Source organism: Soonwooa buanensis, assembly GCF_900167905.1.
In the GTDB taxonomy this organism is placed as follows: Bacteria; Bacteroidota; Bacteroidia; order Flavobacteriales; family Weeksellaceae; genus Soonwooa; species Soonwooa buanensis.
On the sequence record NZ_FUYZ01000004.1, the window covers coordinates 19,117 to 39,684 of the forward strand.

Annotated in this window: 17 protein-coding genes; 11 read left to right on the forward strand and 6 right to left on the reverse strand. The window is 35.9% G+C overall.

The features are described from left to right. Positions 1-10 precede the first annotated feature (10 nt). From B5X62_RS07180 to B5X62_RS07190, 3 genes are all read left to right on the forward strand, one after another. The gene (locus B5X62_RS07180; protein ID WP_079666924.1) at positions 11-1,165 is read left to right on the forward strand and encodes a homogentisate 1,2-dioxygenase; all 1,155 of its coding nucleotides are present in this window, start codon (positions 11-13) and stop codon (positions 1,163-1,165) included. Between the two features lie 155 nt (positions 1,166-1,320). Next, entirely contained in the window at positions 1,321-2,808 is a 1,488-nt protein-coding gene (locus tag B5X62_RS07185; RefSeq protein WP_144038327.1) for a succinate CoA transferase, read from the forward strand. Positions 2,809-3,162: 354 nt separating this feature from the next. Beyond that, positions 3,163-4,434, forward strand: a complete 1,272-nt coding sequence (locus B5X62_RS07190) for an acetyl-CoA hydrolase/transferase family protein (protein WP_079666745.1) — start codon at positions 3,163-3,165, stop codon at positions 4,432-4,434. A 119-nt stretch (positions 4,435-4,553) separates the two neighbouring features. Here B5X62_RS07190 and B5X62_RS07195 read toward each other — a convergent pair whose 3' ends face one another. Continuing rightward, entirely contained in the window at positions 4,554-5,477 is a 924-nt protein-coding gene (locus B5X62_RS07195; protein WP_079666746.1) for a helix-turn-helix transcriptional regulator, read from the reverse strand. A gap of 248 nt (positions 5,478-5,725) precedes the next feature. On the opposite strand from B5X62_RS07195, the gene B5X62_RS07200 reads away from it, so the two are divergent. The 3 genes from B5X62_RS07200 (at position 5,726) to B5X62_RS07210 (ending at position 8,736) form a co-directional block, all read left to right on the forward strand. Next, positions 5,726-7,234 carry an aldehyde dehydrogenase family protein gene (locus B5X62_RS07200; protein ID WP_079666747.1) on the forward strand — a complete coding sequence of 503 codons (1,509 nt, stop codon included), beginning with the start codon at positions 5,726-5,728 and terminating at the stop codon, positions 7,232-7,234. Positions 7,235-7,596: 362 nt separating this feature from the next. Beyond that, the gene (locus B5X62_RS07205; RefSeq protein WP_079666748.1) at positions 7,597-7,971 is read left to right on the forward strand and encodes a DUF779 domain-containing protein; all 375 of its coding nucleotides are present in this window, start codon (positions 7,597-7,599) and stop codon (positions 7,969-7,971) included. A gap of 105 nt (positions 7,972-8,076) precedes the next feature. Further along, positions 8,077-8,736 (forward strand): TrmH family RNA methyltransferase, encoded by a 660-nt coding sequence (locus B5X62_RS07210; protein ID WP_079666749.1) that lies wholly within the window; start codon positions 8,077-8,079, stop codon positions 8,734-8,736. Between the two features lies 1 nt (position 8,737). Here the strand turns inward: B5X62_RS07210 and B5X62_RS07215 are convergent, their stop codons facing one another. Both B5X62_RS07215 and tsaD read right to left on the reverse strand, forming a co-directional pair. Continuing rightward, positions 8,738-9,433 (reverse strand): RsmE family RNA methyltransferase, encoded by a 696-nt coding sequence (locus B5X62_RS07215; protein ID WP_079666750.1) that lies wholly within the window; start codon positions 9,431-9,433, stop codon positions 8,738-8,740. Positions 9,434-9,532: 99 nt separating this feature from the next. Continuing rightward, the gene (tsaD, locus tag B5X62_RS07220) at positions 9,533-10,549 is read right to left on the reverse strand and encodes a tRNA (adenosine(37)-N6)-threonylcarbamoyltransferase complex transferase subunit TsaD (RefSeq protein WP_079666751.1); all 1,017 of its coding nucleotides are present in this window, start codon (positions 10,547-10,549) and stop codon (positions 9,533-9,535) included. A gap of 4 nt (positions 10,550-10,553) precedes the next feature. On the opposite strand from tsaD, the gene B5X62_RS07225 reads away from it, so the two are divergent. The 3 genes from B5X62_RS07225 to B5X62_RS07235 all read left to right on the forward strand — a co-directional run bounded on the left by B5X62_RS07225 (position 10,554) and on the right by B5X62_RS07235 (position 16,271). Continuing rightward, positions 10,554-15,221, forward strand: a complete 4,668-nt coding sequence (locus B5X62_RS07225; RefSeq protein ID WP_079666752.1) for a translocation/assembly module TamB domain-containing protein — start codon at positions 10,554-10,556, stop codon at positions 15,219-15,221. Positions 15,222-15,353: 132 nt separating this feature from the next. Next, a complete protein-coding gene (locus B5X62_RS07230) occupies positions 15,354-15,824 on the forward strand; it encodes an Lrp/AsnC family transcriptional regulator (RefSeq protein ID WP_079666753.1) in 471 nt (156 codons plus the stop codon). A 66-nt stretch (positions 15,825-15,890) separates the two neighbouring features. Then, positions 15,891-16,271, forward strand: coding sequence for a hypothetical protein (locus tag B5X62_RS07235; RefSeq protein ID WP_079666754.1), 381 nt, complete (start codon positions 15,891-15,893; stop codon positions 16,269-16,271). A gap of 112 nt (positions 16,272-16,383) precedes the next feature. On the opposite strand, the gene B5X62_RS07240 is transcribed toward B5X62_RS07235, so the two are convergent. Continuing rightward, entirely contained in the window at positions 16,384-17,220 is an 837-nt protein-coding gene (locus B5X62_RS07240; protein ID WP_079666755.1) for a hypothetical protein, read from the reverse strand. A 6-nt stretch (positions 17,221-17,226) separates the two neighbouring features. Further along, a complete protein-coding gene (gene lnt / locus B5X62_RS07245) occupies positions 17,227-18,885 on the reverse strand; it encodes an apolipoprotein N-acyltransferase (RefSeq protein ID WP_079666756.1) in 1,659 nt (552 codons plus the stop codon). 73 nt (positions 18,886-18,958) lie between these two features. Here lnt and B5X62_RS07250 point away from each other — a divergent pair, with 73 nt between their 5' ends. Both B5X62_RS07250 and B5X62_RS07255 read left to right on the forward strand, forming a co-directional pair. After that, positions 18,959-19,330 (forward strand): DMT family protein, encoded by a 372-nt coding sequence (locus B5X62_RS07250; RefSeq protein ID WP_079666757.1) that lies wholly within the window; start codon positions 18,959-18,961, stop codon positions 19,328-19,330. Beyond that, complete coding sequence (locus tag B5X62_RS07255) at positions 19,330-19,758, forward strand: VanZ family protein (RefSeq protein ID WP_079666758.1); 429 nt, start codon at positions 19,330-19,332, stop codon at positions 19,756-19,758. The genes B5X62_RS07250 and B5X62_RS07255 overlap by 1 nt, the downstream gene beginning before the upstream one ends. Here the strand turns inward: B5X62_RS07255 and proC are convergent. Beyond that, complete coding sequence (gene proC / locus B5X62_RS07260; RefSeq protein WP_079666759.1) at positions 19,748-20,551, reverse strand: pyrroline-5-carboxylate reductase; 804 nt, start codon at positions 20,549-20,551, stop codon at positions 19,748-19,750. The two genes, B5X62_RS07255 and proC, sit on opposite strands and share 11 nt — an antisense overlap. Between the last annotated feature and the right edge of the window lie 17 nt (positions 20,552-20,568).

Sequence of the window (20,568 nt, forward strand, 5' to 3'; positions counted from 1 at the left end):
GAAAAGTAAAATGAGATACCACAGTTCTGGAAATATTCCACAGAAAAGACATACGATTTTTAAGTCGCCAGAAGATAAATTTTATTACGAACAATTGTTTGGTACAGAGGGTTTCCACGGGATTTCTTCATTATTATATCATATCCACCGTCCGACTCAGATAAAGGAAGTTAAGCTTTACAAGGACGCAACTCCCAAAATTGCAGTTCCCAAAAACATACAGCCAAGGATGTTTAAGGGGAAAGATGTGACGCCAGAAGATGACTTTTTGGAGAGCCGAAAGATTTTGATGTTAAACAATGACCTGAAAATGGGACTTGCCAAACCTCGAAAATCTACCGAGTATTTCTATAAAAATGCCCACATGGACGAATTGCTTTTTGTACATGAGGGAAGAGGTGTTCTTAAAACTTTTGTTGGAGATTTAGAATTTGGGGTTGGAGATTATTTGATTATACCGCGCGGAACAATCTATCAAATGGAATTTGAAACTGAGAATAATGTTTTATTTTTCATTGAAAGTAATTCACCGATCTATACGCCAAAACGTTACAGAAACGAGTTCGGACAATTGTTAGAACATTCGCCATTCTGTGAGCGAGATATTATTTTACCGACACTTAATGCTCCAAAAGACGAAAAAGGAGAGTTTTTAATAAAGGTTAAAAAAGACGATATGATTTGGGACATCACTTATGCAACGCATCCTTTCGATGTTGTTGGTTGGGATGGTTTCTTTTATCCGTTCAAATTTAACATCAAAAATTTCGAACCTATTACAGGCCGCGTACACCAACCGCCTCCAGTACATCAAACTTTTGAGGCGCACAATTTTGTCGTTTGTTCTTTTGTAGCACGACTTTTTGACTACCATCCATTGGCAATTCCTGCGCCATACAACCATTCTAATATCGATTCGGATGAAGTATTATTTTATACCGAAGGCGATTTTATGAGTCGTAATCATATCGATTTGATGGACTTTACCTTGCATCCAGGTGGAATTGTACATGGTCCGCATCCAGGTGCGATGGAGCGTAGTATCGGTGTTAAAGAAACGCATGAATACGCCGTAATGGTTGATCCTTTCCGTCCTTTGTTATTGACAGAGGAAGCTATGAAGGTTGAGGATCCATCGTATCTTACATCTTGGTTAGAGCCTTAGAAATAAGATATTGTAACAAATCCTAAAAGTTATTTTTTAAACCAAACAGATAAGAGATGCTTTATTAATTGTTAAGCATTTCTTTTCTTGTATAAAATATAGGGATAAACTTTGATGCCTTTGTGTTTCAAGGTTTTGAATTAAATTTAAAATCAATGTTAGAGAGAATTAGATTAGAAAATCTACACAACAAAGTAACCACAGCTGAAGAAGCCGCAAAAATCATCAAAGATGGAATGGTCATTGGCTCTAGTGGTTTTACAAAAGCTGGTGACAGCAAAGCCGTTCTTGCAGCTCTTGCAGAACGCGGAAAAAATGAAAATCTAAAAATTACATTAATGACAGGCGCTTCTCTAGGTCATGGTACCGACGGGAAACTTGCCGAAGCTAATGTTATTAAAAAAAGAATGCCTTTCCAGGTTGATCCTATTTTGAGGAACAAAATTAATGCAGGAGATATTCTTTTTATTGATCAACATCTTAGCGAAAGTGCCGAACTTCTTCATGCTAAAAATCTTCAACAGTTGGATGTTGCGGTGATAGAAGCGGCTTATATTGAACGTGACGGAAGTATTGTTCCTACAACCTCTGTCGGAAATTCTGTAACCTTTGCTGCGATGGCAAAAAAGGTGATTATCGAGATTAATACCCAAGTTCCAGAAGATGTTTATGGCATCCACGATATCTACCAGGCAGAAGATTATCCTTTCAGAAACGTTATCCCAATCGTTGCACCTTGGAATAAGATTGGACGTAGAAGCATTCCGGTAGATCCAGAAAAGATTGAAGCAATTGTTTTTACCGACATTAAAGATAGTCCAGCAGATATCGCCAAACCAGATCATAAGACCATCGCGATTGCTAATCACCTTTTGCATTTCTTCGAAAATGAAGTAGCTTTAGGAAGATTAACCGATCGTTTACTTCCTATCCAAGCCGGAATCGGAAAAGTAGCCAATGCTGTTCTTACAGGATTTAAGGATAGTAATTTCTACGATTTGACAATGTTCTCGGAAGTGTTGCAAGACAGTACATTCGATTTAATTGATGCTGGAAAATTAAGTTTTGCCTCAGCTTCATCAATTACTGTTTCTAAAGAATGTTACGACCGTGTTTTTGACAACCTTCAAAAATATAGAGAGAAAATCGTTTTGAGACCTCAAAACATTTCGAATACGCCAGGTCTTATCCGACGATTAGGAATTATCGCAATTAATACCGCAATTGAGTTTGATATCTACGGTAATGTTAATTCAACGCACATCAGTGGGACTAAAATCATGAACGGAATTGGAGGTTCTGGCGACTTTGCAAGAAATGCTTATCTAAGTATTTTTGTGACGCAAGCTGCTTCTAAAGAAAATAAAATTTCTCACGTTTTACCAATGGTGTCGCATACCGATCATACCGAACATGATGTTGATATTTTGGTAACAGATGTTGGATTAGCAGATCTAAGAGGTCTTGCGCCACGCGAACGTGCTCAAAAAATTATTGATAATTGTGTACATCCAGATTATAAGGAAGAATTACAATCTTATTTTGATAGAGCTTGCGAAAGAGGTGGACATACGCCACATTTATTAGAAGAAGCTTTCAGCTGGCATCTGCGTCTGGCCGAAAAAGGAATTATGAAAAAATAGATTTGTAAACGAAAAGTTTTTGATTTAAACTTTTCAAATATATTTTAAAATCTGTGAAATCGATAAGATTTGTTGGTTGATTAATTTGCTGACAACCTAAGATATTCACAGATTTTTTTTGTTTTTGAGTTTTGCTTGTCAAGCTTTTTATTCTTTATTAAAAAATAACTTTTTACTTAAAAAAATGTATATTTTTTCGTAGGCTTTACATTGTCGATTTTGCATGTGGAAAATTATTGACTAGAACTATTAAAAATTAACAAACCTGTGAACAAATCATCTTTTAGCAGAAGTCTTAATCTGCTGATAAATAGTATATTTGTTAGAGATGTTTAATACAAATTTTAGCCAATAATGTACAATTACGTAAGTGCGGAAGAAGCAATTTCTATTGTTAAATGTGGTGACAGAGTTTTTTCACACGGAAGTGCCGCAACCCCTAATTTTTTAATCGATGAGTTGGCGAGGCAAGCTTCGAGATTGCAAGATGTTGAATTAGTTTCTATAACATTGCAAGGCAATATCGAAATTGCAAAACCAGAATACAAAGGACATTTTGCTATTAATTCGTTTTTTGTTTCGAGTCCAGTTCGTGCGGCAGTTAATTCGGATAACGGTGATTTTGTCCCTGTTTTTTTAAGTGAAATTCCACTTTTATTTAAGAAAAATATTTTGCCGATTGATGTAGCCTTAGTAATGTTGTCGCCACCCGATAATCATGGATATTGTACATTAGGAACCTCAGTCGATATTGCAAAATCTGCCGTCGATTGTGCCAAAAAAGTGATTGCGATTATCAATCCAAAAATGCCAAAAACGCAAGGTGATGGGATGATCCACGTCAGCCGAATTGATAAAATGATTTATCATGAATCAGAACTTCCAACCATAGATTATAGTGCCAAAGTTGGTGATGAAGAGTTATTGGTTGGTAAAAATGTTGCCGAAATTATCGATGACCGCGCGACTTTGCAAATGGGAATCGGAACTATTCCTGATGCGGTTCTTAAGTGTTTGAGCAATCATAAAGATTTGGGTATTCATACCGAAATGTTGAGTGATGGTGTTATTGATTTAATCAAAAATGATGTTATCACTAATAAGTACAAAGGTTATAACGATTTTAAAAACATTACAAGTTTCTGTTTTGGCACACAAAAGCTTTATGATTTTGTAGATGATAATCCTGTTTTTTCATTTAAAGAAGTGACAGATGTTAACTTTCCGATTAACATTATGAAAAACAAAAAGATGCATGCGATTAACTCAGCAATCGAAATTGACTTAACTGGTCAGGTTTGTGCAGATTCCATTGGAACATTTCAATACAGCGGTATTGGTGGACAAATGGACTTTATGCGAGGCGCTGCTTTGAGTGATGGAGGCAAACCGATTATGGCGCTAACATCGAGAACAAAAAAAGGAGTTCCGAGAATTGTGCCTTTTCTTAAAGAAGGTGCAGGCGTAGTGACGACTAGAGGACATATTCATTATGTTTGTACAGAATATGGAACTGCTTATCTCTACGGAAAAAACTTGAGACAACGTGCTAAAGCGCTTATAGAAATATCGCATCCTGATGATCGCGAAATGTTAGAAAGAGCTGCTTTTGAAAGATTTAAATAAAATTTTAGTTTTAAAAAAGATTTAAATAATTAGTGAAACCTTTTTTTTTTCAGCTAATTATTAATGATAAAAAAAGTTTATTGATTTTTTTCAGTAGACTTTTTTTATGTCCCGCAATCTTATTGTATTATCAAACTATCATTTTGGAATGACTTAGGCGTTGTCCCTTCATGTTGTTTAAAAACCCTTGTGAAATAATTAGTATCTGTGAAACCCGTTTGATAGGCAACTTCTTTAATGCTTTCTCGTTTTTTTAATAAATCTTTAGCAAGGTTAATACGTTCTTTCATAATAAAATCGTTGGGCGAAATGCCAAGTTCTTCTTTAAACATTTTGAAAAAATTAGACTTGCTGACATAAGCCATTTTTGCCATTTGATCGATATTCAGTTTTTGATGGAGATTTTGTTTAATAAAATCTATGATGTAACCGAGTCGCGATTGGTTTTTAGAAAGTTGCAATTGTATCATGGTGCTCGCTTGGGTTTGCATTAATCTTATCAATAATTCTTTGAGAGCAAAATCTGCCATCAGATCTTTGTGCGTGTTATTATCCATCGCGATCCGCATAATATTGTTGGTTGCCGAGGTCAAAGATTCTGTATTGAAAAGATAATATTCATGATTTTGAAGTTGCCAAGAGCTTGTGTCGTCAACTTTTGTTTCATGAAGATTAAGATAATTGAGTGTATTCTCAATAAACTCCGAATTTAGACTTAATGACAAACATTGTGAAGGCGCTTCGTCCGCTTCAGGAAAGTCGATGACCATCGTTTCGCCAGGTGCTACCAATACACTCTCGCCAGGTAGATAGTCGAAGTAATCCGTTTTGCCATCTAGTTTTAATTTTTTTTTGCCGCGTAACATTGCTGTAAAAGCCACATCGTTAAAATGTAATTTAACATCAAAAGCACTACGATGGGTTTCATAAATATTAAACTCGCAATTTTTTAACGTGTAAGAGGTTTTATTTTCTACCATGCTACCAAGCTGCTTTTCGTTTAGTAGTGCAGGTTGGTGTATGTATGATTTTTCTAGCGACATATTATCCTTCTTTTAAAATGGCTTTTGTTAAAAATAAGGAATAATCTTTTAATAAACTTCTAATATTTTGTTAAGAAAATTCTAAAGTTTGCAACATAAAGAGGATTTTACTATAAATGTGTAGGATTGTGCTATTGGTTTGGATTTTATAAAACTAATTTCGAATTATCAATAACAAAAAAACTAACAAGATTTAATGTTTATTGATTAAAAGTTTAATTAAAATAAATTTTAAAACCATATATATTATGAGTACAAATGCAATACAAAGACCTGACTTTAAGGCTAAATATGATAATTACATCGGTGGCAAATTCGTTGCACCGGTTCTAGGAAAATATTTTGATGTCGTTTCACCAGTAGATGGTAAAGTTTTTACACAAGCTGCACATTCGACTAAAGAAGATTTGGAGTTGGCTGTTGATGCAGCTGCTAAAGCTTTCGAAACTTGGAAAAATACGTCTGCTACAGAACGTAGCATTATGCTTAATAAAATCGCTGACCGTATCGAGGATAATCTACAATACATTGCTTCTGTAGAGACCATGGATAATGGTAAAGCAGTTCGTGAAACTTTGGCGGCAGATATTCCGTTAGCGATTGACCATTTCAGATATTTTGCAAGCGTTATCCGTGCAGAAGAAGGATCACTTAATGAGTTGGATAAAGACACGGTTTCTTTAATCGTTAACGAACCTTTGGGTGTTGTTGCACAAATTATCCCTTGGAATTTCCCAATCCTTATGGCGGTTTGGAAGCTAGCGCCAGCTTTAGCAGCAGGTAACTGTGTGGTTCTGAAACCAGCAGAAAGCACGCCGATTTCTATCATGGTTCTTATGGAACTAATCGGTGATTTGATCCCTGCGGGCGTTATTAATATCGTTAATGGTTTCGGAGCGGAACTTGGACGTGCTTTGGTAACAAATCCAAAAGTGGCAAAAGCAGCTTTCACGGGTTCTACAGCGACAGGACGTTTGGTGATGCAATATGCAACTGAAAATATCATCCCAGTAACACTAGAACTAGGAGGAAAATCTCCGAATGTATTCTTTAGTTCGGTGATGGACGAAGATGATGAGTTTTTGGACAAAGCGATAGAAGGTGCAGTATTATTTGCTTTAAATCAAGGTGAAATTTGTACTTGTCCTTCAAGATTGTTGATTCAAGAAGATATTTACGATGCATTTATCGCAAGAGTTGTAGAACGAGTTAACGCAATTAAAGTTGGTAATCCGTTAGATCCAACGGTGATGATGGGTGCTCAGGCTTCTCAAATCCAGAAAGACAAAATTATGTCTTACATCAAATTAGGAAAAGAAGAAGGCGCAGAAGTATTAACTGGTGGCGATGCTAACCATTTGGGTGGCGACATCGAGGACGGATATTACATTCAGCCGACTTTGTTCAAAGGGCATAACAAGATGCGAATTTTCCAAGAAGAAATTTTTGGACCAGTGTTAGCGGTGACAACTTTCAAAGACGAGGCGGAAGCTATCGCGATTGCAAATGACACTATTTACGGTCTTGGAGCGGGCGTTTGGACAAGAGACGCGCATCAATTATATATGGTGCCGAGAGCGATCCAAGCGGGTAGAGTTTGGGTTAATCAATACCACTCTTATCCAGCAGGCGCGCCGTTCGGAGGTTACAAACAATCGGGAATCGGTCGCGAAAACCACAAGATGATGCTCGATCATTACCGTCAGACAAAAAATATGTTAATCTCATATAACAAGAATAAGTTAGGCTTCTTCTAGAGACAAATGTTGTGGGCGTGTCACTTGGTTGCCATCCTTAGATAGGTTTGATATTTTGTGATTTGGTGTGTTTTTTTGTTAGTCAAAGCAATCAAGTGTCGGTCTACGCACAGTCGCTTTTCTTTCGGGGCTTCGGCTTCGCTCAGCCACCGCAAGAAAGAGCTCCGACAATGTGCTTCGCCCTCACGCAGATGAGGTTACAAAAGATATCAATAGGACAGAGAAGAGAGATTTTATATTTTTAATACCTAATAATTTATACTTAATTTGTCTTATATAATTTGTGTTTTTAGCCTGACTTTAATAGAGTCAGGTTTTTTTGTTCCCAGAAATAATGTTTAACTTTAAATAAATTAAAAAAGATGATATCTCGATTAGATGTTACAGATAAAGCTTTGGAAGTCATTAATACTTTGGAAGCGCAACACGGACCGTTGATGTTTTATCAAGCAGGTGGCTGTTGTGAAGGCACTCAGCCACAATGTTTTGAGAAAGGCGGTTTTTTCCCGCGCATGAACGATGTTCTTCTTGGTCACATCAAAGATTTTGAATTTTGGATAGACCGCGATCTCTTCGAATATTGGCAGTATTCGCATTTTACATTAGATGTGCTCGACGGTTTTGGTCCTGGTGGCTTTTCTTTGGAAACACCTTTGGGAAAGACTTTTAAAGTACATTATCGACTTTTCTCAACCGAGGAACTTGCAGATCTAGAACCTGTAAAAAGAAATGAGTAATCAGCTATTTTGTTTTCCATTGACTAAAATACTAAACAAGATTCTTAGCTAAATTTTAAATAATAGATAACTTGTAATCAATATGCAAAGTTTTATCTTTGCACGATGAATTTAGAAGCGACTTATCAATATTTACAACAGTTTTTAACCGAAGAACGCCTTCAAAAAATTGAGCACTTTTCAGCGGAAAGCTCCGACTTTATTTTGCCCGTTGTTGAGGATGTTTATCAGTTCAGAAATGCCGCTGCAATTCTTCGATCGGTGGAGGCGTGTGGATTTCATAAAGTTGTCGCTTTAGAAAAAGAAAATATTTTTGATCCCAATCTTCGTGTTACAAAAGGGGCAGATACTTGGGTGCAAGTTGAGAAAATGCCTCGCGAAATTTCATCTTTACAAAAAGTTCGTGATCGTGGTTACAAGATCGTAGCGGTTTCTCCAGAGCGTAATGCGACGATGCTTCCCGATTATCAACCAAACGAGCCTTTGGCTTTGGTTTTCGGGACAGAATGGGAAGGCACAACAGACGAACTTTTGGATTTTGCTGACGAAACTTTAGCCATTCCAATGTATGGTTTTACACAAAGTTTTAATGTGTCAGTTGCTGCTGCAATCTGTATGTACGATTTAAAACAAAAATTGATAAAGTCTAATATTGACTACAAATTGACAGGCGATAAACTTCTAGAAACTAAGATTAATTGGGCAGTTAATTCTATTAAAAGCGGACCACAGATTTTAGAACAATATCTTAAAAATAACTTCTAAATTACATAAGAGAATAATTCCAAGCGGCAACGAAAGCACCAGCAGTTTCGGTTCGCAGTCTTTGTTGACCAAGGCTTACCGCTTTGATGTTGTTGTCTGCCAGCATTTGGATTTCTCTTTCCGAGAAGTCGCCTTCTGGACCAATAAGAAATGTAAGTTCTTGTAAATTAAAGTTTTGTATTGTCGTTAAATCTATTCTTTCTAAATTTTCGTGACAATGGGCAACGAAAGTTGTTTCAGGATTTAAAGTTTTTATAAAATCAGAAAACTTCGTCAAATCATTTACAATTGGGAAGTGAAATCTCAAACTCTGTTTAGACGCTGCAATACTTTGCTTTCTAAGTTTGTCGATATTAAGATTTTTACGCTCGGTTTTTTCAGTATTGATCAGTGTAATTTCCGAAATGCCCATTTCCGTCGCCTTTTCAATAAAGAATTCGATGCGGTCAATATTTTTAGTTGGTGCAATGGCAATATGAAGTTTTGGCGAAAACTCGGCTTGTTTTTCTTTAATTTCGATAACATCCAAACTCGCTTTTTTACCTTCCAATTTTAAAGTTCCAAAAGCCAAATTTCCCAAACCATCTGTCAAATAGATTTCTTCACCTTCTCTTATACGAAGCACTTTGGTGATGTGTTGTTGTTCTTCTTCGTTAATTTTGATATCAGGAAATATGTCGCCGTAGAAAAGTTTCATTGAGTTCTTTTTATTTGACCAAATTTGTCAATTATTATTTATTTTTTAATAATTTGTTACCAATTTTTCTGAGAAAAAAGTTTTATTATTTCTAAATTTTTACAGATCATACTTCGAAGTTGCAGTTGTCCGAAGATCGGTGAATTCGCCGCGTTCGTATTTTAACTTTGCAACCATAGCGATCATTGCTGCGTTATCTGTTGTATATTCAAATTTTGGGATGTAGATATTCCAACCTAGTTTTTCGTGATTCGCTTGCATAGCTTTGCGCAAAGCCGAATTTGCAGATACGCCACCAGCAATCGCAACTTCTGTGATGTTGAGATCTTTTGCTGCTTTCTCCAGTTTCTTCATCAGAATTTCAATAATCGCTTTTTGAATCGAGGCGCAAAGATCTTTTAGATTCTCTTGAATAAAATTCGGGTTTTTCTTAACCTCTTTTTGAATAAAATATAAAACTGAAGTTTTAATACCGCTAAACGAATAATCGTAATTGTCTAGTTTTGGCTTGTTAAATTGGAAAGCATTGGGATTTCCTTCTTTTGCAAGTTTATCAATAATTGGTCCTGCAGGATAATCGAGGTCAAATATTTTTCCGATTTTATCAAAAGCTTCGCCAGCGGCGTCGTCAATAGTTTTTCCGATGATTTCCATATCGAAATAATCCTTTACCAAAACAATCATTGTATGTCCACCGCTAACCGTCAAACACAAAAATGGAAACTTCGGAGGTTGCGGATTCGCATCGTCGATAAAGTGCGCCAAGATGTGCGCTTGTAGGTGATTAACCTCTATTAAAGGCACATTAAGACTCATTGCTAAAGACTTAGCAAAGGATGTTCCGACCAAAAGTGAACCCAAAAGTCCTGGTCCTCGTGTAAAACCTATGGCGCAAATATCATTTTGTTGTATATTTGCTTTTGAAAAAGACTTTGTAACCACGGGAATTATGTTTTGCTGATGCGCTCTGGAAGCCAACTCCGGCACAACGCCACCATATTCGTTATGAATAGTTTGGTTGGCAGCAATGTTGGATAAAATTTGATTTCCTTTGATAATTGCAGCAGAAGTGTCGTCGCAAGATGACTCAATTCCTAAAATAATTGTTTCGCTCATAAGAATGGCAAAGTTAGAAAATAAACAAAACACAAATCAACCAAATCCGGAAAAAACGGAGCAGGTTATCAAGAAGCATAAAAGTTCGCTTTGGGTAAGAATTCCTCTTTACCTTATTCTAACGATACTCGGACTTGTACTGTTAATTTTTATCGCAATTAATCTTCCCGTTACCAAACGTTATATTGCTAGTCAAGCGATAGAACTTCTGAACAACGATTTTAAAATGAAACTTAAAATCGATGATGTAGATGTTAATTTTTTTGGTGATGTCCGATTGAAAGGCGTTAAAATGAACGACTACAAAGATTTTGAATTCGTAAAGGCTAAAGAAATTCAAGCGAATTCGGATTGGTTTGCGTTGGCATTTAACACGAGTAATCTTAAATTTAATAAAGTAGCTTTAGTCGAACCAGACATCAAAGTTATAACTTATAAAGGCGATAGCATCAGTAATTTTATTCGTTATATCGATAATTTTAGTAGTGATAAACCATCGGATCCGAACAAAAAGTTCAAGATGAAAATGGTGATCGACATCATCAACGGTAAAGCAAGTATCGTTAACGAAAATCATCCAGGTGAAGAAGGTCGTTGGTTAGATGCTCGCAATATTTATCTTCATTCTAAAGAGGTAAATATCGATGGTTCGGACGTTAAAGCCGATATTGGAAAGTTTTCTCTAATTACTAAACGTTGGGGGAAAGAGCATGTTGTTGATCAATTTTCCACCAATTTCGAAATCACAAAAAAACATTTAAAATTAGCTGATTTAGTTTTTAATACCGATCATTCTTTATTAATGGGTGGCGTAACGCTTAACCTTGATCCAAAAACGGGTTTTGCAGATTTTGGTGATAAAGTTAATTGGGATTTGGAGTTTAAACCCGGAAGTCAATTAAGCGGTTACGACTTGAGTTATTTTGTAACCAATTGGGATAATTATACGCCAATTAATATGTCGGGGACAATGACTGGCCCGCTTAATAAAATGCATTTGCAAAACTTCCAAGTGCGCTCGCAGGACGTTAATTTACATTCTAAAAGTTTAAAAATTTCTGAAGTTCTCAATAAAAAATTTCTTGTAGAAAGCGATCAACTTGACGCAGATATGACATATAAAGGTCTTAAAGCGATGTTGCCGAGTTTTATTGCTAAAAGCTTAGGAAATATTGCGGACGATTTTGGACGTTTAAAATACAAGGGTGCAATAAGTGCAAAACCTGAAGAAATCTATGCTAATGGTGAAGCGATTACTGGAATTGGACAAGCGAAAATCAAGAATTTTTACTTAACAGATTATAGCACAAAAACGCCTCGTTATCGTGGTTACTTCGATGTTAAAGATCTTAATGTTACTGCTTTTACAAAGAATAAACAAGTTGGTTTAGTTACTGGAAAATTCAATGTGGATGGACGAAGTTTTGATATCAACACCATGCATTTGCGTACCAAATCTGAGATTGCTCGTATCGAGCTGATGGGTAAAAATATCACAAATGTTGTGCTGGACGGTGTTCTGGATCGTAAAACTTACAACGGTTTGGTAAACGTCAACGACCCACATGCGAAAGCTAAAGTTAAAGGTCTTGTTGATTTTTCTACTAAACGTTTAAAAGCGGATATCATCGCAGATTTACAATATGTCGATCTTAAACATTTTGGTGTTGCAGCTGGTGATATGAATAGTGTTAGCGGTTATATCGATGGGAAAATTGCTATGACAGATCTTAATGATCTTAACCTCGATGCTAATGTTAAAAATTTGACTTTAGTATCATCAAAACAAAAATTGGTGTTGCCAACGTCCGATGTCAAAGCCTTTTTTGAAAACGGAAATCGCATTGTCTCTGTGGACGCGCCAGGTGCTGTTAATGGTCGAGTAGAAGGACGTTTCAATCTTGAAGATATTGGCAAGATGGTGACCAATAGTATTAATAAAATTTTGGTTGGTAATCCACCACGTAAGACTTACAACGGTCAATATTTTAATTTTGATTTCGATGTTAAACAAGGTTTGGTTGCGTTTTTTATGCCTGAACTAAAAATTCCGCAAGGCGCTTTGGTTAAAGGAAATTATCAAGGATCAACTAATGATTTGGTATTGGATGCTGATGCACCGTATATCAAATATATTATGACCAAACAAGAAGAGCTAACCGAAGCAGAGAAATTCTTGGCTGAAACCGACGAGCATTACAAACCCGAACTTAAAAAAACAATTGATAGCGCGATGGTTGATAGTCTTCAACTTCGTGTTAATACCGCAAATCTTGAACAACAAGTCTTGGCTTCTGTCAAAAGAGCTGAGTACAATAAAAATGTTATTAAAGATTTACAATTAAAAGCCAATAACGAGAATAATCAAAAACTTCATATCGCAACTAATTTCAAGTTGGGGACTTTGGATGAAGAAGCTGATGATAAACTAAAAGAATATGCTGTCAATCTTAACCAAACGACCAATCCTCGTGGCGATTATGTCTTTAGATTTGAGCCAACTGAGGTTAAAATTAATAATGTCGCTTGGAGTATCGATACCAACCCAGAGCTAGATCATTCGATAACTTATCGATTGAAGGAGAAAGATTTTCAGGTTCATAATCTGAGGGTTTATTCCGATGACAGCTCGTTGTTGGTGAAAGATGCTATTTTTAAATCAGCAAAAGATTTCGATGCTGATGCTGAGGTTAGCAATTTTGACATTGGTAAAATTTTGGCGCTAACGTCATCTAGTGACAGCGATAATAATCTTGATATTAAAGGAACGGCTAACGGATCCATCAAGATTAAAATGAATGATAAAAACCTTGAGCCTTTAATAGATCTTAAAGTTGAAGATATCTTTATGAATGGTGAAGCGATGGGTAATTTCGTTATTAATGCAACCAAAAGCACTCGTCCTAATGTTTTTGATATCGATATCCAAGCAAAATCTAGCGAAATGTTTGGTAGTAATAATCTGCATGTAACAGGAACTGTTGATAATAACACCAAGTCGCCAACGCTGGATATGACTGCCGAAATGAACGAGTTTGATCTTCGTTTTGCGCAACAATTCGTAAAATCTATTTTCGGAAACTTCCGTGGAAAAGCTTCGGGAGATCTTAAAATTTCTGGGACTTTGGCAGATTTAGATTATAGTGGCGATGTTGCCTTAAAAGGTTTTGGGCTTAAGCTTTTATTTACTGGTGTAGATTATAAATTTGCGGATACTGTTATCAACCTATCGCGTGGACAAGCGCTTATCAACAGTGTCGAAGTTAACGATGGTCGCGCTAATTCTAAAGGACGTATTTCGGGGATGATTCAATTTGAGACCTTATCATCGATGGCGATCAACTTAATCCTGGAAGCAGATAATCTTTTAGTGTTAAATAGTACGCAAGATGATAACGACCTTTTCTGGGGAAGAGTCTATGCGCAAGGTGACTTGTATGTATCGGGACCAGTTTCTGGCTTGGAGATTACAACACCAAGGATGAAAGCACTTAACATGAGTAATTTTACATTTAATAGTAACTCGACCTCGCATGTTGAAGAATTCAAAATGTTAAGATTTTTGAAACGTGACGAAGCGGGTGTAATTGCCGTTGAAGAAAAGAAAAAAAGTGGCGCAAATATGCTAATCGATTTTAACCTTGTTGTAGATAAAGGCACAACAGTTAATGTGTTGGTTGGTGATGACGTTGGTGATATCAGCGTTCGTGGTGATGCAAATCCTCTACGTTTCCGAATGGAGCGTAACGGAAATGTCGGTATCAACGGAACCTACATCGTAGACAACGGAACTTTCGTTTCTAAAGCAATTCTTAGTAGAACCTTCCAAATTGCAAAAGGTAGTAGCATCCGTTGGGATGGTAATCCGATGACGCCAGATTTAGGAATTACGGCTAATTATATGAGAACCGTGACCAATGCTGGTGAATATCTGGGATTAAGTCTTCAACCGATTAATGTACAGTTGACAGCCGATATTACAGGAAGTCTTACAAAACCAGAAATTGCGTTCGGGGTTGGTGCGCCAGATGTTTCGTCTCAAGTTAAAGAAGCTTTAGCAAGTAAGATGTCTGACGAAAGTGAAAAGATTGTTCAGTTCGGATCCATCCTTGCCATGAATAGTTTTAACGTTTCTAATGCTGCTGGTTTTGATATTAATATCGGCCGAATGGGAGAAAATGCAGGTTACAATATGTTGTTCAAGCAACTAGGTTCTGTACTTAATACCATTAGTAATGTCTACCAAATTGACTTAGGATACATCCAAGGTGACGCAGGTTCTAATACTGGTGACCGTGTTAATACAAGTGTAAGTTTTGCGCTTTCACCAAGGGTTAAAATTAAAACGGGTCTCGGGATTCCTGTGGCTAGATCAGACAATGCTTCTACCAATAACTTCTTGTCTGGGGAAGGTATTATCGAATATGACTGGAGTAAAAGTAATAACGGTTCGCGATTGTTAAGAGCCTATTCTAAACCATCAAATATTGGCGTTGGTGTCGCTTCGGCAGGACTTAACCAAAGTTATGGTGTTGGGGTAGTGTATAGTAAGAGTTTCGATTCTTTCAAATACTTATTTAAGAATGAAAGAAAAGAAAAAAATGCAAAGAAAAAAGATGATAAAAATCAAGTCATTAAAATTGATTCTTTAAAAAAAGATACGATTAAATAAATTTTTAGTAGAAAAATTGTGAAACTACGTTAAATCTTGTTAATGTTATTTCGTATTTTTTTTATTTTAATGATTTTTTATAAATTTGCAAAAGATTCTTAGAATTTTTAACAATACAATATTTAAATAGTTATGAATTACCAACTAGACGAGATCGATAAAAAAATATTAGATTTTTTGGTAGAAAACACGAGAATGCCGTTTACGGAAATTGCTAAGCAAATGGACGTTTCTGCGGGTACAATCCACGTGAGAGTGAAGAAGATGGAAGATGCAGGGATTATTTTGGGTTCGTCTCTTAATATCGATTATGGCAAATTAGATTACCATTTTACAGCTTTTATAGGTATCCTTTTAACAAAATCTAACAGAACGCAAGATGTTCTTAAAGAACTTTCTTTAATTCCGAATGTTGTTGAAGCAAGTGTTATCTCTGGAAAGTACAATATCTTTTGTAAAGTAAGAGCAAAAAATACAGAAGATGCTAAGCGTATTATTTATCAAATTGATGATATCCAAGATGTTATGAGAACCGAAAGTATGATTTCTATGGAAGAATACCTAAGTGACAAAAACAGATTGATTAACGCGGTATCGATATAATTTTTATCATCCAAAACTTAATGAAAAGGGCTTTGTTTATTCAAATGCCCTTTTTATCTTTATAGCATGAACGAGACGACGACAACATACGATAAAAGCTGGGCTTCAAACAGATTTTTTTACGGAATTTTAATATTCCTTGCGCTACATTTTTATTTGTCAATTAATACCGATTTGGCGGAGTTTACCCAACATAAAGACATTAACATCCCGACTTGGTATTTCTATATCGTTTTTGTTGTAGATGCGTTGGTATTGCTTAGTTTGGTGCTTATTGCGATGTGGAAAAAGATTGGCGTTTATGCATTTCCGATATTCATGGTTGCCCATTTTTTAATACACAATTACTTTTTGTCGACGTTTTTATATTCGGATGTCAGTGTATTATTTTTCTTCGTTGGGCTCGGACTTTTAGCAATTATCCCACGTTGGAATACTTTTAAGTAAATTTTAGTTTTAAATTTTCCTATATTTTTTCTGAATTAAAAATCTAAGGAGATTTTATTTAATTTGATGAAATTAAGCAAGTAGCTTTTGTGGTTTTATTGAAAAATCAAAGTTAATTCACTTTCTCCTTAATCGTATATTTCAGTTTTAAGAAAGTAATTCCCCAAATAGAAAATTGGTGTAAAGCATCGATTTGTTGTTTGTCATTATTAAATTTTAAATCTAATCGCTCGTGCATCGTCTTTACAAAACGTCCATAGAATTGGTCTTTTTTATCTTTTAAAACAAAATAAAAACCAGACTCTCCAAATTTTTTCCCATTCGATTTTAAAACCAAACTTCCATCTTTTAAGATTTCTTTTTCCAGAAGAACGCTCGCATTGCCATTCGGTAACGGAAAAATGATTTTGAAAAAATCTTTGTCTTTAATTTTACAAAATGTATAAATTCCTGAAAAAATTAACTTTTGGGTTTTCGCGGATTTACGATTCCAAATGGTCCAAACTGTTTTATCGTCGGATTTATTTTTAAGTTTCAAAATGCTACTAATCAAACTGGTGTTGAGGTCAGCAGATTTTGATGGCAAATTAAGTTGTTGCAATCGGTTACTAAAAAGTAATTGTAACAGATTCGAAAAGATTTTAAAAAAAGGATTCCAACTGGCTTCGATTCCAAAATTGTAGTTCGAAGTTTTTTGATAAAAATCTAAAATCTTAGGATCAATTTTTAAATCAGATTCTGTTTTAAAAAAGAAATCATCTTCCATTAATCCCGATTCTAGACTGTTTTCATCCAAATACAAATTGTCTTCTTTTGCGATTTTGTCAGCATAATTTATTTGTAAATCCGAATCGCCAATCGGTCCAAGCAACCAATCGTCTTCTGGAGAATTGAGCTGTCGACCAGTCGATTTAGTCCAAATTTGCGTGATAAAATCTTGTAATGCCAAGTTATATTATTTACGATTCAGGTATTTTCTTCCAGGAATAAAACAAATCAAAAACCCGACAACAAACATGCAAAGTCGCGACCACAAATCGCCTGTTCTCACATAGAAAGTTTCGCCTTCCAAAAGATTAGCTTGCGCAGTTAAAGCGCCTTGCGCACCATACGGAAGTTCGTCAACAATGTCGCCCCGCGCGTTGATGTGGGCGCTAGTTCCGCTGTTTGCAGCACGGACAATTTCTCGACGAGTCTCGATAGCGCGAAGTTTTGCATAGGCCAACAACTGCTTGTGACCTTGCGAGTAGCCCCACCAAGAGTCGTTGGTGACGATGGCTAGTAGGTTTGCGCCTTTTTTAATATAATCATTAGTGAATTCACCATAGATGCTTTCATAACAAATAACTGGCGCTAATTTCGCTTTGTTAAAAGGATTTGAAAATACTTTGCGCTCTTTGTCAATACCCAGCGAACTAATGGTACCGCCCATATTAAGCATTGCATCGCCTAGTAAAGGTTTTAGAACACTCATGTAAGGGAAAATCTCGACACCGGGCACCAATTTGCCTTTGTGATAGACTTCTACATTTTGATTCGGGATAATTTGCACCGCCGAATTGTAATCGTCAACCCAAAAATTGCGTCCTTCAACGAAACTTGCAGTTTTCGATTTTTGATTTTTTTCTTCTTCGTTTTGATAAATATAATAAGTGGAAGCGCCTCCCATAAATAAAGTTTTGGGATGTTGTGCTAAAAATGATTTGATGTCATTAATCAATAAACTATTATGAAAACCGCGTTCGCTAATGCTTCCGTAGCCAGGAAATGAAGTTTCGGGAGCGAGATAAATGTCTATTTTTTCTGGATTGCGACTATCCTTCAGCACCGAATGTTGTCCTGCAATACTCAACAATTCTGAAACAATCGCAACGCTATCTTTTTCATATTTTTCGTGGTACGGATCGAGGTCGGGCTGCAACATCGCTACGTTGACACTTCCCACAGGTTTTTCTTCGTAATTAATATACATCAAGTACGAAATCAACATCGGGAAAACCGCCAATCCAACAACCAAAGAACTATTAATAATCAAAGATTTTCGTTGTCTACCAGCTTCCCAAATTCTGATGGTGTAAAAGGCTAAAACGTTAACTAACAAAATCCAAAGACTACCACCAGTTGCGCCCAAAGTGTCATACCATTGGATAAACTGATGTTGATCAGCAAAAACATTTCCGAGATTTAACCAAGGCCAAGTCAATTCCCAACTCAAATGGAATTTCTCAAAAACCATCCAAATCGCCACGAAAAATACCAATCCAAAATAAGTCCCTTGACTTTTTTTATACCAATGATAAAACTGAAACGTCAACGACATCAACAAAGAATTGACTACAACTGGGAAAACAACCGCCATCATAGAGTGGCTTCCATCAGGATTTAGTGAGTTGTACAGCCAACCTGTTGTGACAATATTCCAAATGATAAATACCAAATAGGACAAACCGAAAACTGCCCAAGATTTATGTTTTATTTTACTAAATTTTGAAATCTCATGTTCGACAAGAAGTAAAGGTACAAACGCGAAAAATATAAAATAAGGTACGCCGTAAGTTGGCCAAGATACACAGAATAGTAATGCGGAGATTAAGCTAAGAATTATGTACTTCATTGCTAAAATTTGACTCAAAAATACGATAATATAATCTTCTAAACTTTATTTTTGCAATGATATTTAAACGTTTATGGGAAAAGTAATTTTAACAACTGGACTTTTGATTTTGTCCAACACTTTCATGACTTTGGCGTGGTATGGGCATCTCAAATTCAAGGACATGAATTGGTCTCAAAACCTCGGCCTTATCAGCATTATTTTGATAAGTTGGGGCATTGCTTTTTTTGAATATGTGTTGCAAGTTCCTGCAAACAGAATGGGTTTTAAAGAAAATGGCGGCCCTTTTAATCTTTGGCAACTGAAAGTGATACAAGAAGTTATCTCATTAAGTGTCTTTACAGTATTCGCTATTTTCGTTTTTAAAAATGAAACACTTCGCACGAATCATCTTATCGGTTTTGGTTTTTTGATTCTCGCAGTTTATTTTATCTTTAAAAAATAATGCTCAAATTTTTAAAAACAACTTATCGAATTCTCATTATTCCGTACACGATTTTGTTGTTGTACTTTATGTTTTTGGGCTTTGGTCGAGAAGTGATGTCAATTAACATTGTAAGATTAACACCGTTGGCGTCGACGATACAATTTGTTGAGAATTCATTGTTTTTAAAAGATATTCTCATCAACATTATCGGGAATTTTTTGATGTTTTTACCCTTCGGATTTTTAGCTTGGATTTTTCCAAAATTTTACGATTTCAAAACTTTGATTCTTAGTTTTTTATTCGTTTTAATCATTGTTGAAGCCTTGCAATATTTCACAAGGCTTGGTGTTTTTGATATCGATGATATTATCCTTAACTCAATTGGGATGAGTCTTGGATTTTTATTGATGAATTTTCTTGAGCGGATTTTTGCTGTTAAGCATTAAGTTCTTTTGATCTTTTTTCGGCGGCTAAAATTCCTTTTTCGATGGTAGATTTTAGTTCGTTTTCATTAAAGTTTTTAAGTGCAGCTTCGGTTGTACCGCCTTTGGATGCAACATCTTTTATTAAATCTTCCAAACTTCTGTCCGAATTGTTGATGAGGTGATAAGCGCCCAACATCGTTTGTTTAACAAACAGTTTCGAAAGATTTTCTTCGATGCCCATTTCCATTCCAGCTTTTATCATTGCATCGATAATGTAATAAAAATAAGCTGGTCCACTTCCCGAAAGCGCTGTCACAGCGTCCAATTGCTCCTCATCTTCCAAATAAACCGAACGTCCAGTGCTGTTAAGTAATCGTTCGATATTGATAAGTTGACTAAAGCTAATGCCGTCGGCAGCAGTGTAGCCTGTAATGCCCATGCCGAGAAGCGTTGGCGAATTTGGCATCGCACGAACCACTAATTTATGATTAAATGCTTTCTGAATTTTCTCAATTTTGACACCAGCCATAATCGATAAAAGCATTTGGTTTTCTTTTATTTTGAATGGAAGATGTTCTACAACATATTGAAAATCTTGCGGTTTTACGGCTAAAATAATGAGGTCAGCCTCGATGTTTTCAACTTTATCAAAAGTGCTAACATGAGACTTCGGGAATTCTGATTGTAGTTTTTCGGCTTTGTTATCGCTTCTAACGATTAATTCGAGGTCGGAAGCTTTGATAAGTTCATATTTTAAAAAAGATTTAGAAAAGGAGACGCCCATATTGCCAGCTCCGAGAACACAGATTTTCATGTTTAAATAATAGTTTG

Coding starts and splice junctions, on each gene's coding strand:
- B5X62_RS07195 (WP_079666746.1), bottom strand. CDS start 5,477: ATGTCGCTAGAAAAATCATACATACACCAACCTGCACTACTAAACGAA.
- proC (WP_079666759.1), bottom strand. CDS start 20,551: ATGAAAATCTGTGTTCTCGGAGCTGGCAATATGGGCGTCTCCTTTTCT.
- B5X62_RS07180 (WP_079666924.1), top strand. CDS start 11: ATGAGATACCACAGTTCTGGAAATATTCCACAGAAAAGACATACGATT.
- B5X62_RS07235 (WP_079666754.1), top strand. CDS start 15,891: ATGAACGAGACGACGACAACATACGATAAAAGCTGGGCTTCAAACAGA.
- tsaD (WP_079666751.1), bottom strand. CDS start 10,549: ATGAGCGAAACAATTATTTTAGGAATTGAGTCATCTTGCGACGACACT.
- B5X62_RS07190 (WP_079666745.1), top strand. CDS start 3,163: ATGTACAATTACGTAAGTGCGGAAGAAGCAATTTCTATTGTTAAATGT.
- B5X62_RS07210 (WP_079666749.1), top strand. CDS start 8,077: ATGAATTTAGAAGCGACTTATCAATATTTACAACAGTTTTTAACCGAA.
- lnt (WP_079666756.1), bottom strand. CDS start 18,885: ATGAAGTACATAATTCTTAGCTTAATCTCCGCATTACTATTCTGTGTA.
- B5X62_RS07215 (WP_079666750.1), bottom strand. CDS start 9,433: ATGAAACTTTTCTACGGCGACATATTTCCTGATATCAAAATTAACGAA.
- B5X62_RS07205 (WP_079666748.1), top strand. CDS start 7,597: ATGATATCTCGATTAGATGTTACAGATAAAGCTTTGGAAGTCATTAAT.
- B5X62_RS07185 (WP_144038327.1), top strand. CDS start 1,321: ATGTTAGAGAGAATTAGATTAGAAAATCTACACAACAAAGTAACCACA.
- B5X62_RS07225 (WP_079666752.1), top strand. CDS start 10,554: ATGGCAAAGTTAGAAAATAAACAAAACACAAATCAACCAAATCCGGAA.
- B5X62_RS07250 (WP_079666757.1), top strand. CDS start 18,959: ATGGGAAAAGTAATTTTAACAACTGGACTTTTGATTTTGTCCAACACT.
- B5X62_RS07255 (WP_079666758.1), top strand. CDS start 19,330: ATGCTCAAATTTTTAAAAACAACTTATCGAATTCTCATTATTCCGTAC.
- B5X62_RS07200 (WP_079666747.1), top strand. CDS start 5,726: ATGAGTACAAATGCAATACAAAGACCTGACTTTAAGGCTAAATATGAT.
- B5X62_RS07230 (WP_079666753.1), top strand. CDS start 15,354: ATGAATTACCAACTAGACGAGATCGATAAAAAAATATTAGATTTTTTG.